Raw genomic sequence first — 14713 nt, forward strand, 5'->3', positions numbered from 1 at the left:
GAGGTCACTTTTTAGCGTCCTCCCATGTTTTATTGTTATATAAAACCTTCTATATGTTTTGCTCTTTCAAAGGAATTTTCTATGATTTCATCTGGATATCCAATATATTTTAAAAGTTTTATTGCATTTTTTGTTTGAGATACTCCTTGTTTCAGTTTGTAGTCAAAGGAAAGTCCTTCGTTATTATTTACATCTTCACTGAAATAAAAGAAATCATAATAATCTTTAAGAATATCAGCTAGTTCCCTATCATGGGTAGCAACTATAGAAATTGCTTTTTTAGAGTTAATATATTTTAGGATTTCAGCGGAAGAAGCAATTCTTTCTACAGGATTTGTACCTCTAAAAATTTCATCTATGGCGCAGAAAATAGGAAGAGGTTTTTCTGTAGCTTTTATAATTCTAAGGATGGATTCAGCCTCTGCCATGTAATAACTTTTTCCTGCATTTACATCATCGCTTGGACTAATTGAAGATACAACATTGAAAAAGCTAGCTTCGTAATTTTCAGCTAGTACAAAATTGAAACTTTGTGCAAATACTATGTTAATTCCTAGCATCCTTAAGAAAGTTGATTTTCCAGACATATTTGTACCAGTAAGAATTATACCATGTTTATTAATATTAATGGAATTTGCAACAGGATTCTTAACAAGGGGATGAATTCCTTCAGAAATATTTAACTTTAGTTCCTGATAAAATTTTGGTTTAGTATATGGTGTATCAAGTCCACTTTGGTAGCTTGCTACAGATGCTAAAGCTTCAATTTCTCCAATTATGTAATACAAGTCTAAGAGGTAATTCTTTTTCTCCTTAAGTTCACTACTAAGTTTATAGTAAGCGGCTTCTTCTAATAAAAGTGGTACAGAGATGAACTCAAAGAAACCTTCAAACATGGTGGTAAATCCAACAAGTCTAGTTCCCCTATCTATAGATTTTATATTGTTTAGGATATTGGTTATTTGCAATTTATAGTCCTTAAGTTCGGAAATATTAAGATTTTTCAACTTTTTTGCAGCAACAATTATTTTTCGTAGGTATAATAATCCTTTATCTTTAATATTTTTAGCTTCAGCCATATTTATAAATGCATTAACCCATAAAATTATAGCAAAACCAAACATATACTTAGGATTTTTGGTCATTATAGATATAAGTATTATTAATATAGGAAGAAATTTACCTAAGAAAGTATATAGGTAATATTTACTCTTATTAACTTTAAGATATGTTTCTAGCATTTCTATAAAACAGTCTTTATTATCGAATCCCATATTAAAAAAATGCATTTGAACCTGGCATTTTTTATCTTCATTATCCTTAAAGAAGCTAATTATATTATTTCTTCTGTTAAGTTCTTTTTCATCTATAATAATATTCCTTATCATAGAATATAAAGCAGATTCTCCTGCACTACTATAGGTTCTATCGAAATTTTCATAAACTCTATTCATATCTAAATCATTGAAACTTTGTTCATCTAGAAAATATTCAGTTTTAGGTCTGATATCAAATAACCGTCTAATAGACTTGAAGTTACGTACCCTTTCATTATCTCGTTTAGAATCTTCTTTAATATAGTTAAGTTTGATTTTAGACAATATATCACTTCCAATACATGTTATTATTTAACATTATAACTCATTATTACATTTTAGTCTAACAAGTAGGGATGACCTACTATTTTTTTAGGAAGAATATGAGAGTTTATGATATAATATGAGGTATATTATAAATGTAGTAAAAGAAGATATATTAATTATATATTTTAGTGGAATAGACAGTGAATGGAGGTGACTTTATGGATATTAAACAGGCTTTAAGTAAATTCAAAGAGGATAAGAAGCATAGATTTTTTATAATCAATGGCAAAGAAGGTATAGGGAAAACTAGAGCAGCTTTATCAAGAGCTATATTTTTACAAGATAATTATTGCATTAGAGAAAATGAAAATATATTGTTTATATCTAATGAGGTTTTAGGGGATACTTTAGAAGAGGTAAAACTAGATGTAAATAGAAATAATACGTTCTTTACATATTTAAATAATAATGTTGAGATCTGCAGTAAAAAACAATTAATAAATAAATGTTTCCAGTATATAACATCACGCAACCCGTTGAAAGGTAAAAGGTTTTGCAATAAGGATGTGACAAAGGCTTTCATTTTAGAAGGAATTGGAGAATTGCGACAGAAGGAAAGAAGAATAAATAAAGTTATATTAACAAAAAATATAGATTTTTTATTCGATGAAATTTTCTATATAAAACATTTGAATATAAGCTACCTTGAAGAATATCAAAATTTAAATAGAAAAAAAAGAGGGTTTTCATTAAGAAAGAACTCTAATAGTAGAGAAGCTATTTATAAATTGTATTTATGGTATTGTAACTACATGGATGAAAATGGACTAATTGATTATATAGATGAGTTTAAAATTGTCTATGATAATATAGATAAGCTTAAAGATTTAAAGTATGCACATATAATAATAGATAATGTAGAACAGTTAACCATTGAAGAAGTAAAATTTATTCGTGGACTTTTAAAAGATTTTACTTATAGTAACTTTATTTTGGTGAAAAATATTAATCCTATTGACACACCAAAACCTTGGCTCCAATACTTTAAACGAAATAAGGATGTTACTATTTTTGATAGTAATAAATATAAGATTATTAATTGCAGTAAAGTATCAAAGAAAAAAGTGACTAAAAAAGTTATAGAACAAACTATCGAAGAACAAATTAATAAAGAGTTGAAGGAAGATGAAATGGTCAAAAACAATGAATATATTGAAACCTATAAATATGTAGATTTAAAACATAATATATCTCATGATTTTGCCATAGATACTAGTAGTTATAATGAAGTTATTTTAAACCATAACACTACTAGTGAGATAATCGGAGATAAGGAAATAAATAAAGTTCCAGTGTACAATGAGATTGCTGCGGGGCAACCTATTTCTATTAATGATGAAATAGAAGGTCAATTTAATGTTCCTATATATTGGCTTAAAGGTGTACAACAACCTTTTATATTAAAGGTTAAAGGGGATAGTATGATTAATGCTAATATTGAAGATGGAGATTATATAGTTATAAATAAGCAAACTATGGCAAATCATAATGAGATAGTTGCTGTAAGTATAGATGGAGAAGCTACCCTTAAGAGGCTATGGTTAAAAGGAAATAAGGCAGTATTAATGCCAGAAAATGATAAATACTATCCTATAGAGATTAAAGAGGATAATGCTTATATTATTGGGAAGGCTGTAGGGTTAATTAAGTCTACTAGCTAACACCTATGTAAGTCTTAAAATAGTAACAAATTTTTTATAAATACAGGTAGAGTAAATAATTTATTTAAGTTTACTCTACCTTTTTATTTTATAGTCTCAATAATACTTATAAAATAAAGATCAACAGAATGTCTATAAAGCCACCTATAGCTATAGAAATCCAATTTAAGAAAAGATGGAAATTTATATTATTAAGGGTATTAAAAATGTTATCTTTTGTAAAAGCTTTATTGTCCATATATTTAGAATATATTTCATTTAAAATATAATAGGACATACCTAAAGATTTACTGTTTATAGCTGATGTAATAGACATTAATAACATGATTAAGCCTTCTACAAATATAATATCTTTAAAAAAAAAGTTAGTTAGTGGTGTAAATATCCCTGCTATAGCTAAAGTTAGAATACTCCACAACACACCACAGATAAATAGCTTTAAAGTGATTTTTACTGATGCATTTTTCATGAAATTCACCTCGCTTGAAAATGAATTCTTATTGAATTATAAGAGTTTAATATAATATATGATTAAAAAGCCATTTAGGTAATGCAAATAAGAAAAATGTAAACCGTAGAAACTTACTAAGCCATGGTGTATAATTATCTGTGAAGTTTGGTTTAATCTGATTATGAGAGGGAGAGATTTTATGTTAAGTAGAGTGAGATTAAATTTAGAAGCAGTAGAAGCAATGCTTTATTATTGGCAAGCAGCATCTGAAAAGGATAACATTGCAGAATCATTTTTCTATGATGTAGCAAAAATGCCAGGATTAACTGTTGCTTATGATGATGAATTTAATGGAGAATCTGTAAGACGTGCTTTAAGCGCTATAAAAAATAGAGAGCCTTTTGATGGGACTAAAAAAGAAAAGAAGTTCTGGAATAACAATATGTGGATGATGGAAGACTTAGAATTTACACATGCAATGGCAGCACCACTAAAAGTATTAAATTTAGATTCATTAGCAAGTGAATTTCAGAAGGTAGAAAATAAACATAATTATGATGAAGTAGAAGTTATTTTCTCACCATTACATTCTGATGAATATATAATCTCAGGAAATAAGTTAGTTATAAATTTCTTTAGAATAAAGATTGATTTAATGGATGGTAAAGCAACTATTGGAGATATAGAAATAATAGAGTATATTAAAGAAAAGATTAAGGAAGTAATACAATAGTGAGAATACTGTAAAATTAATTAAAGAAAGGGTATTGTAAGATGACCTAAATTAGTCATAAACAATGCTCTTTTTTAACTATATTTTTACATAATGCATGTCTCATACTTTTAATAATCTTTTAGCTGTAGTATTATAGTTATAGGATATATGAAGAAATATCTAAAAACTAAGTAGTGTGGTGTAATGAAGTATGGACAAAACTAATTTTAGTATAGGATTTTTTGATTCAGGGGTTGGAGGTATTAGTGTCCTAAAGGAAGCAGTGAAGCTACTACCTAAAGAAAACTACATATATATAGGAGATTCTTTAAATGCACCCTATGGAGTGAAAACTCCAGAGGAAGTTAGAAAGTTAACCTTTAATATGGTAGATAAGCTTATTTCTATGAATGTGAAAGCTATAGTAGTGGCATGTAATACTGCTACTAGTATTGCAATCGATGAATTAAGAAGGATTTATAAAGAAATCCCCATAATTGGAATAGAGCCAGCTTTAAAGCCGGCAGTAGAGAATTATGGTAACGGAATAATAGTAATAATGGCTACACCAATGACTTTATCTGAGAATAAATTTAGTAAACTAAGAGAAAGATATAATAAGGCTTCTGACATTATTTCAATGCCATGTGATGGTCTGGTGGAAATTATTGAAGGTGGAAATATTAAGGGTGAAGTTGTAGAGGGGTATTTAAGAAATAGGTTTAAAGATGTACCTAAAGAGAGAGTGTCCTCTGTGGTTCTTGGATGTACTCATTATCCATTTATTAAAGAAGCATTAGTGAATGTTATAAATGATGATGTTGCTATTATAGATGGTAGTTTAGGAACAGTAAAACAATTGAAGCGTAAGTTAGATCAAAAAGGTTTATTAAATACTAATAATGAACAAGGTACTGTTAAAATATATAATTCTAAAGATGATAAAAATTTAATAGAATTGTCATATAAGTTGCTTGATGCAGATAAAAACAGCAAATAACTCTGTTTATCATCAGTATAATAAATTACATAAAAATAATTAAAGAATAAATAATATAAAGAAAGAAAAGAGGAAGATGTATGAATCCAATAGTAACTTTTGAAATGGAAAACGGAAAAATAATGAAGGCGGAATTATATCCTGAAATAGCTCCCAATACAGTAAAAAACTTCATAGACTTAGCTTATAAGGGATTTTATGATGAATTAATTTTCCATAGAGTAATACCAGGTTTTATGATTCAGGGCGGTTGTCCAGAAAAATCAGGAATGGGCGGACCAGGATATTCAATTAAAGGAGAATTTAGTGGAAATGGATTTAAAAATGATTTAAAACATACTAAGGGTGTTTTATCAATGGCTAGAGCTCAACATCCAGATTCAGCGGGTTCTCAATTTTTTATAATGGTTGCAGATGCACCACACCTAGATGGAAGCTATGCTGCCTTTGGTAAATTAATAGACGGTCAAGATGTAGCAGATGAAATAGTAAGCTCTCAAACAGATAGAAGAGATAGACCATATGAAGATCAAGTTATAAAATCTGTAACTGTAGAAACTTTTGATGTAAACTACGGAGAACCAGAAAAATTATAATGGAAGGTATTTAATATGAATATACTTAAAGATAGATTAATCATAGCTTATGGGCTTAATGATGAAGAGATAGATAAACTAAATATAAAATTCAAAGATATATGTATAAAACCATGTGTATCAATAAATGAAAATATGGGAGAATATACTTTAGAGCATATATTAAAAGAAGAGAGCTTATCAGATAGTGAGACTAAACTACCTGAAGAAAAAGTTATTATATTTAATGGATTTTTAGGTGTTTATCTTCAACAAGCTGTTAAAAAGGTTAGAGAAGTTTTAGGTGCAAAACCAATATTAGCGTCTACTACACCCAATTCTGTTAAAATGACTCTTCATGAATTGATAGATCATTTAGTAAAAGAGAGACAATATTATCAAAAATAATTTTTAAGTCTAATAATTTAGAAATCCTCTAGGACTAGAGGATTTCTATTTAGATTAAGGAGATACAGGGAGGATAATTAAGAATGAGTACTGTTGGAGAAAGAATTAAACAAGGAAGAAATGCTAAGGGAATGACTCAAAAGCAACTTGCTAAGAAGCTTGGAGTATCAGAAAACTATATAAATGATGTTGAGAATGGAAGAAAAGTTGTAGAAGAAAAGTTTATAGAAAGAGTAGGTAAGGTTTTAGGTGGAGATCTTGCAGAAATGACTACGCTGTTTATNNTACTAGGCTGTTTGATAATATAGCTTATGAAGAAAGAAAATCTTCAGAAAGTAATTTAAAGACACATAATGTAGCGAAGGGTAATAAAGTAAAAGAAACTATAAATGAAGTATGGAATGATGCATTTAGTTCTGTTCTTAAGTCTGTAGGAATTTATAGCTATGATTTAAACAAGCCTATAGGAAAAAAAGAGTTACCTGTTATATCAAATAAAATAGAAGGATATGCTCAGGATAAGGTGCTATATATTAAAATTGAAAACGATGATTTATTAGGATTTAGAATTTGTCAAGGAGATTTAGCATTTGCTAACCTAACTTCTGAAATAGAAAATAATAAGATATATCTCATGGATGTAAATGGAGAAAGAGTGATAAGACAGTTAAAGAAGCTAGATAGTAATAAAGTTTTAATAATAAGTAATAAAAATATGGTTCGTACAGAAACAGCTCATCCTAAAGAGGTAAAGGTTATTGCAAAGTTAAATAGATTAGAAGTTCAACTATAATCTATTTAATAACATTTTTAATATACATTCATACTATAACTATATAAGAATTTGGAGGTATGGGTGTGCAAAAGGCTGATGGATTATTAAATTTACTTATAAATGTACCAGAGAGTATAAGAAATGAGATTATATATGGATATGGAATTGGAGATGTTGAAGAAACTAACATTGAATTAATTATACTTTATAGTGGGACTCCAGAGGTAATGGAAGAGAAAATAAATGCTATTGGAGGTACCTTTGAAGATTTAGATTTCGGTTATGGAATTATAACTATACCAAGAGGCGATGTTGAAAAGCTAGTAGGAATAAGAGAAATCAACTATATAGAGTTACCTAAAAATTTATATTTATCCTTTGAACCTAGTAATAGAGCTTCATGTATAACAGAAGTAAATACTAACTATGGATTAGAGGGAGAAGGGGTACTTATAGGATTCATAGATTCTGGAATAGATTATGTAAATCAATCATTTAGACTTGACAATGGAGATACAAGGATTGATTTTATTTATGATTTATATGAAAATAGAAGGATTTATACAAGAGAAGAGATAAATGCAGCTTTAAGAAGTCCAGACCCATACTCATTAGTACCTCACGTTGATAGAGCAGGTCATGGTACTCATGTGGCTGGTATAGCATGTGCTGGAGGGAATATACCAAGGAGATTTTATGGGGTAGCTCCTAGAAGTTCTATAGCCATGGTTAAAATGACAAGAGAGATAGGAGGACAGGGAGCAAAAAGTACCCAGTTAATGAGAGGGATTAAATTCTTAATTGATAAAGCTTATGAATTAAATAAGCCCCTGGTTATAAACATAAGTTTTAGCACGAATGATGGAGCACATACTGGAAATAGTTTGTTAGAGCAATATATAGGTATAGTTTCTACAGTGCAAAGAGTTAACATAGTTGTAGCAGCAGGAAATGAAGGGGATAGAGCACACCATGTTGGTGGTGAACTGGGTAGAGCACAAGAAATACGATTTAATGTTGGAATAGATGAGAGAATATTAATAATACAATTATTTAAATCATTTTTAAAGGATATTAACTTAAATCTTATATCACCAAGTGGAACTAGTAGTGGTGAATTAAGATTAACTAATGCATTAAATCAAGGAAGAATAGGTAATACTGAGTATTTTGTATTCAATACAGGGCCAACACCTTTTAGTATAGATGGCGAAATAATAATTGTACTTTCAGGGGTAGGAGAAGAAACCATAGCTAGTGGAATATGGACTATGAACATGACTACTAATGAAAATGTTCTAGGAAGCTATGATATGTGGTTACCTATTGCAGAAGGATTAAATATTGCTACAAGGTTCTTAGGACCTAGTACTGCTAATACATTAGGTATACCGGGAACTGTACCAGATGTAATAACCGTTGGTAGTTATAATTTTATAAACTCTACTATATCACCATTCTCTGGAAGAGGAAATGCTGAATTAAACCCTGTAAAACCTGATTTAGTGGCACCTGGAGAAAATATAGAATCATCTACTCCGGGAGGTGGATTTGAGCCACGGTCAGGAACATCAATGGCTACACCTCAGGTGGCAGGGGCATGTGGACTTTTAATGGAATTTGGAATTATAGAAGGAAATGATCCTTATTTGTATGGAGAAAGAGTAAAATACTTTTTATTAAAAGGAGCCAATAGAAGTAGAGTAGATGTACAGTATCCTAATAATAGTTGGGGATATGGTACTTTATGTCTTGCAGGAGCTCTTAGGGTATGGAATAATGAAGTAGCTTCAAGGTAGGAATAAATTACAATTTTACTATAAAGAATATGTAACTTTTCTATGATAGTCATCATAATATATATATTGAAGTATTATTTTAAGGAGAAATTTATGGCAGACATAGGTAGGTTGCAGGTTCAAGTGTATAGAGTAAATACAGCTATACCAATAAGTAATGCCAATATTACGGTATCAAGAACAGATGGAGAAACTAGAGAGCAAGTTACTACCCTAACTACTAATCCAGAGGGACAAACGGAGACTATAGAATTAGAAACTCCAGAAATAGAAAGGTCATTAAATCCAGATAATACCCTTATACCTTATGCCCTTTATGATATAGATGTAACGGCAGAAGGCTTTGATGAAATAAATATAAGAGGATGCCAAGTGTTGCCGCGACAAACAGCGTTACAGATATGTAATCTGATTCCAACAAGTCTTAATAGAGAGATCACAGAGGATGAAGATGTACAGGTAGTCAGGGTTATAGAGATTCCACCTAATGTTCAATTTGGTGATTTTCCACCTAAGATACCTGAGGACCCTAATAAAGCTTTGCCACCTCCACCAAGTGGTTTTGTAGTTTTGCCAGAGCCAGTTGTACCAGAGTTTATAATCGTACATGCAGGGGCACCAACTAATACAGCAGCACCAAATTATACTGTTCCATATACAGACTATATAAAAAATGTAGCCAGCTGTGAAATTTATGCAACTTGGCCAGAGGCAACTATAAGAGCTAATGTATACTGTATCATTTCATTTACTTTAAATAGAATATACACAGAATGGTATAGAAGTAAGGGGTTTAATTTTGACGTAACAAATTCTACAGCCTATGATCAAGCTTTTGTTTACGGAAGAAACATATTTGATAACATAAGTAGGATAGTAGATGAGTTATTTGCTACCTATGTAAAGAGGTCGGGAGCTAAACAACCTTTACTTACGCAATACTGTGATGGTAGAAATGTTCAGTGTCCAGGATGGCTTACTCAATGGGGCAGTAAGGATTTAGGGGCTCAAGGATGGATTCCATATGATATATTAAGAAATTTCTATGGAAGTGATATAGTTCTTGAAAGAGCTGAAAAGGTTTCTGGAAGTCCAAGGTCATATCCAGGTTTTACTTTACGACAGGGAGCCAGTGGAGAGCCAGTTAGAACCACTCAAACCTTTTTAAATAGAATAGCACAAAATTATCCTCTAATACCTAAAGTGGCTATTGATGGAAAGTATGGTTCTACAACTGCCAATCAAGTAAAAGTATTTCAACAGGTATTTGGTCTTCCGCAGACAGGTGAAGTAGATTATGCTACATGGTATAAGATTTCGGCTATATATACAGGAGTAACTAAAATCGCAGAATTAAGAAGTGTTCATGAGGAAGAAATTGAATATTCATACTTTATTCCACATTGGCCATATAAAGATGCAACGGATTTACCTAGAATTAAATATCCTAAAAATTGAGTATATAATCTATTAATGAACTTCGAAGTTATCTCGGAGTTCATTTTTGCGTATAAAAACAACATGCAAAAAATATTTTAATAAAATATTCAAGTAAATAATTATAGAGTATAAAATAAGGTATAATTATTATTAAGAAGAGAAATACAAGGAGTTACGGATATGGATAATATAAAGGTATTATTAGTTGATGATGAAGAGAATATTAGAAACTTGTTGGAAGCTTATTTAAAAAAGGAAGGGTTTATAACATTACATAGCTCTAATGGTAAAGAAGCTATTGAGATTATAGAGAATGAATCAGTAAATTTAGTGGTACTAGATATAATGATGCCTGTTTTGGATGGATTTGAGACATTAAAGGTTATAAGAAATAGATGGAATATACCAGTAATAATGCTTAGTGCAAAGGAAGAGGAAGAAGATAAGCTTTTAGCATTGGGATTTGGTGCAGATAATTATGAAACAAAGCCCTTTAGTCCAAAGGTTTTAGTAGCTAAAATTAAAGCGTTAATAAAGAGGAGCTATGGAAGTAGTATAGATAAAAGTACGGGAATTGTGATAGGGAATCTTTATATAGATGAAGAAGGTCATAGAGTTATGGTAAGTGATGAAGAAATTAATCTTTCACCAACAGAATTTTCTTTGCTTATATATTTCCTGAAAAATAAAAATATAGTTCTTACTAGAGAGCAAATTCTTACAAAAATATGGGGTTATGATTTTGAAGGAGATATACGTGTGGTTGATACTACGATTAAGAGACTTAGAGAGAAGCTAAAGCACATGAATAAAGTGATAGTAACAGTAAGAGGCTTTGGCTATAAGATAGAGGTTTAGTATGAATAAAATAATTAATTATTATAAAAAGATAAAGGGAAATATAGAAAGAAGCATTACATTGAAAATGTTTGTTGTAACTACTGTGGTGTTTATAGCATTTTTGACTATTACTCTTTTAAGTCAGAGAATATTGTTTGAAAAGATATATAATGATAAAAAGGAAAATGATATTAAAAGCAATGTGATAAAGTTTAGGGATACTCTAAGTAATCCAAAGGATGAAAGGGAAATAATAGAGAGTATTAAGAAGTTTGAGAATAATTATAACACATCTATAGGAGTGGTAAACACAGAAAATAATATTATAGTGACCTTTAAAACTGACTCAGAAACTATAGATAGTAAAAATACAGAAATTTTTAATTATGTTATTAAAACTATAAAGACAGATCCGGAACTATTAAACGAGATGATTAATAAAAAACAGGTAACTATTTCATTTAAGAACAGCGAGAACACTAAATATTTAGCTTCTGCACTTCTACATGAGAATAACATAATAGTAGGATTTACATCTTTACAATATGTAAAAGAAGCCATGGGGGTTATAGGGATATTTTATAAGTATTTTTACTTAGGGGCTATAGTAGTAATAGTTATATTAGCATTAATTTATTCGAAATTTATTACAAAGCCATTAAGAGAAATAAATAAAGTGGCTGTAAGAATGAGTAATTTGGATTTTAGTCAGAGATGCACTATGGTATATGAAGATGAAATTGGAAACCTTGGGGAAACATTAAATTTTTTAGGACAAAACTTGGATAATTCTTTAAATTCATTAAAAGAAGTTAATAGAAAACTACAAAATGATATCCACAGAGAAAGAGAAATTGAGATTATGAGAAAAGAATTTATAGCAGATGTATCTCATGAATTAAAAACCCCTATTACTTTAATAAAAGGATATGCAGAAGGTATTAAGGATGGCGTATTTTTAGAAGACAATATGAATTCATCATTAAATGTAATTATAGAAGAATCTGATAAGATGAGTAATTTAGTTAGAGATATGCTTCAAATATCATCTTTGGAAAGTGGAAAGGTAATCCTTAATAAAGAATTATTTTTTATTGATAATTTAGTGAAAAATGTTGTAAAGAAATTACATCATAGTATCGATAATAAGAATGTAAAAATAGATTTGAATCTATATGAGAAACAAATTTATGGGGATGCATTTAAGATAGAACAAGTAATAACCAATTTTCTTACGAATGCAATAAGGCATACTCCCTGTGAGGGAAGTATATTTGTTAAAATGTACCCACGGGGGAATATGACTAAGTTATCTTTTGAAAATACAGGTGAGCTTATTAATAAGGAAGAAATTGATAAGATATGGGATAAATTTTATAAGATAGATAAGTCAAGAAATAGGAAAGATAGTGGTACAGGACTTGGACTATCAATTGTTAAAAATATAGTAGATTTGCACCAAGGTAAATGTGGAGTTGAAAATACCAAAAGAGGTGTAAGATTCTATTTTGAATTGCCAAATCAGTGCTAATATACTATAGCCATAGAAAAGAGGGGTATTAATTATGAAGGGCACAGTTGTATCAATATGGCTAAATACTTGTAGAAAACTTTATAATGATTCACAAGTAAATGAAGCTATGAACCATGCTGGATGGGAGACAAATAAGATATTTTCTCCACTAGAAGAAGTAGACGACAAAGTAATAGCTAAGTTTATTTCAAAGCTATCAGAAGCTAGAGGTTTAACTAAAGAGAAATTATGGAATGATATAGGAAAAGACAATATACAATCCTTTGTTAATGTATATCCAGTATACTTTAAAAAGAGAAGTGCATATGAATTTTTAAAATCACTAAATGATATACATATAGCAATAACTAAGAAAATTTCAGGAGCTAAGCCTCCAGCAGTAGATATTGTTCAGACATCTAAAAGAAAAGCGGTGATGACTTATTCATCTAAAAGAAAGATGTTTGATTATTTCTTAGGTATGCTTGAAGGAACTTTTGAATATTTTAATGAACAATTAGAGTATGAAATTTTAGAAAAGTCTGGAGATGTGATGAAAGTGGAAGTGACTTTTGAAAAAGAAATAAATAGCAAAAAAAGTTATGGATTTAATAAAATCTTATCACTTGGATTTGTAAAATCATTATCAGTTAAGGCATCCATATTTACTTTTATATTAACTCTTATTGGATCAACATTAATACTTGGAGTTAAAAGTATAGTTCCAGCTTTAGAAATTACAGCTGTAGCTACAGTAGTAACCTTTATAGGTACATATTTATTATTAAGACCTGTTAAAGCTATCACTGGATTAAAAGAAGATAAGGAAAGGTCATATGATGTTATTAGCACCAAGGATGAGCTTGAAGGATTATATGAAGTTATAAAATCAGGAACTAATATATCTTCAATGGATATGACAGAGTTTGATGCTAATGTTAGTGAGATGGTAGAATATCTTAATAAGGTTAAAGCTATTTCAAATGTAATGGAAGGCTCATCTAAAGAAATATCTACAGTAGTAGAACAAATGTCAGAAACTAGTGTGGACCAAGCCAACAATACAGAAAGAGTAGCATCAGGATTGAATGATAATATTAGAGCTTTAAATAACTTAGTAAACAGTGAAAATGAAAATAAATTAGCTATGGAAGATACTATAACGAAAATTACTGCTGGGTTTGATGAGATAAAGACTGTAAGTAATAATATTCAAAAAACATTAGACAAGTTCCAAGAAGTAAAAGAAACTGGAATAAAGTTAAACAATAAAGCTAGTGATATTACTAATATAGTATCAATAGTAGCTCAAATTTCCGACATGACAAATCTTTTAGCATTAAATGCTTCTATAGAAGCAGCTAGAGCTGGAGAACATGGTAGAGGTTTTGCTGTTGTTGCAGAAGAGGTAAGAAAGCTTGCAGAACAAACTAAAGATGCTGTTGAAGAAATTAATTTAAATCTTAAAGAATTTGCAGAGGATATTAAATATACTGTAGATAGCATAGATGAACAGTATGTAGCCCTTGAAAAACAAACTGATGGATTAGAAAGAATTAGAGATATAAGTGCGGGTACGACTACTGCTGTTGATAAAGTATCAGAATCAATGATTACTACAATCAATGATTTAGGTAGAGAAGTTAAAGCTATAGAAGGAATGTATGACAATGTGGAATCATTAGCAGCTATTGCAGAAGAAAATTCTGCATCATCTCAAGAAGTTAGTGCCAGTGTAAATACCTATACTGATGAAATGATTAAACTTACAGAAGCTATAGGTGAGGTTCAAAGAATTACAGAATATTTTAGAAGTACACTAGATGTATAATTAATGATAAAAGCATTCTTAAGGTAAAGTTCATGAGATTTTACCTAAGAATGCTTTTTATT

At 29.8% G+C, this 14713-nt stretch carries 12 protein-coding genes and 1 pseudogene; 11 read left to right on the forward strand and 2 right to left on the reverse strand.

All coding sequences use genetic code 11. The features are described 5' to 3' along the window. Positions 1-35: 35 nt before the first annotated feature. Positions 36-1604 carry a MutS-related protein gene (locus B2P65_RS06805; RefSeq protein WP_346879874.1) on the reverse strand — a complete coding sequence of 523 codons (1569 nt, stop codon included), beginning with the start codon at positions 1602-1604 and terminating at the stop codon, positions 36-38. A 197-nt stretch (positions 1605-1801) separates the two neighbouring features. Here B2P65_RS06805 and B2P65_RS06810 point away from each other — a divergent pair, with 197 nt between their 5' ends. Beyond that, the gene (locus B2P65_RS06810; RefSeq protein WP_346879849.1) at positions 1802-3304 is read left to right on the forward strand and encodes a LexA family transcriptional regulator; all 1503 of its coding nucleotides are present in this window, start codon (positions 1802-1804) and stop codon (positions 3302-3304) included. A 106-nt stretch (positions 3305-3410) separates the two neighbouring features. On the opposite strand, the gene B2P65_RS06815 is transcribed toward B2P65_RS06810, so the two are convergent. After that, positions 3411-3773: a hypothetical protein gene (locus B2P65_RS06815; protein ID WP_346879850.1), complete on the reverse strand. Its 363-nt coding sequence runs from the start codon at positions 3771-3773 to the stop codon at positions 3411-3413. 181 nt (positions 3774-3954) lie between these two features. On the opposite strand from B2P65_RS06815, the gene B2P65_RS06820 reads away from it, so the two are divergent. From B2P65_RS06820 to B2P65_RS06865, 10 genes and pseudogenes are all read left to right on the forward strand, one after another. Beyond that, positions 3955-4488, forward strand: a complete 534-nt coding sequence (locus B2P65_RS06820; protein ID WP_346848785.1) for a hypothetical protein — start codon at positions 3955-3957, stop codon at positions 4486-4488. A 193-nt stretch (positions 4489-4681) separates the two neighbouring features. Next, positions 4682-5470, forward strand: coding sequence for a glutamate racemase (murI, locus tag B2P65_RS06825; RefSeq protein WP_346848786.1), 789 nt, complete (start codon positions 4682-4684; stop codon positions 5468-5470). A gap of 80 nt (positions 5471-5550) precedes the next feature. After that, complete coding sequence (locus B2P65_RS06830; RefSeq protein WP_346848787.1) at positions 5551-6066, forward strand: peptidylprolyl isomerase; 516 nt, start codon at positions 5551-5553, stop codon at positions 6064-6066. Between the two features lie 15 nt (positions 6067-6081). Then, on the forward strand, positions 6082-6453 hold the full coding sequence (locus B2P65_RS06835) for a DUF3783 domain-containing protein (protein ID WP_346879851.1): 372 nt from the start codon (positions 6082-6084) through the stop codon (positions 6451-6453). A gap of 83 nt (positions 6454-6536) precedes the next feature. After that, positions 6537-7246, forward strand: a pseudogene (locus tag B2P65_RS06840) (helix-turn-helix domain-containing protein). 65 nt (positions 7247-7311) lie between these two features. Then, entirely contained in the window at positions 7312-9027 is a 1716-nt protein-coding gene (locus B2P65_RS06845) for a S8 family peptidase (RefSeq protein ID WP_346848789.1), read from the forward strand. A 93-nt stretch (positions 9028-9120) separates the two neighbouring features. Further along, positions 9121-10485 (forward strand): peptidoglycan-binding protein, encoded by a 1365-nt coding sequence (locus B2P65_RS06850; RefSeq protein ID WP_346879852.1) that lies wholly within the window; start codon positions 9121-9123, stop codon positions 10483-10485. A 162-nt stretch (positions 10486-10647) separates the two neighbouring features. Continuing rightward, positions 10648-11325 carry a response regulator transcription factor gene (locus tag B2P65_RS06855; protein ID WP_346879853.1) on the forward strand — a complete coding sequence of 226 codons (678 nt, stop codon included), beginning with the start codon at positions 10648-10650 and terminating at the stop codon, positions 11323-11325. Between the two features lies 1 nt (position 11326). Further along, entirely contained in the window at positions 11327-12838 is a 1512-nt protein-coding gene (locus tag B2P65_RS06860) for a HAMP domain-containing sensor histidine kinase (protein ID WP_346848792.1), read from the forward strand. A 34-nt stretch (positions 12839-12872) separates the two neighbouring features. After that, entirely contained in the window at positions 12873-14651 is a 1779-nt protein-coding gene (locus B2P65_RS06865; RefSeq protein WP_346879854.1) for a heme NO-binding domain-containing protein, read from the forward strand. Positions 14652-14713: the final 62 nt, after the last annotated feature.

It is taken from the genome of Clostridium sp. UBA3061, assembly GCF_002367465.1.
In the GTDB taxonomy this organism is placed as follows: Bacteria; Bacillota; Clostridia; order Clostridiales; family Clostridiaceae; genus Clostridium_J; species Clostridium_J sulfidigenes.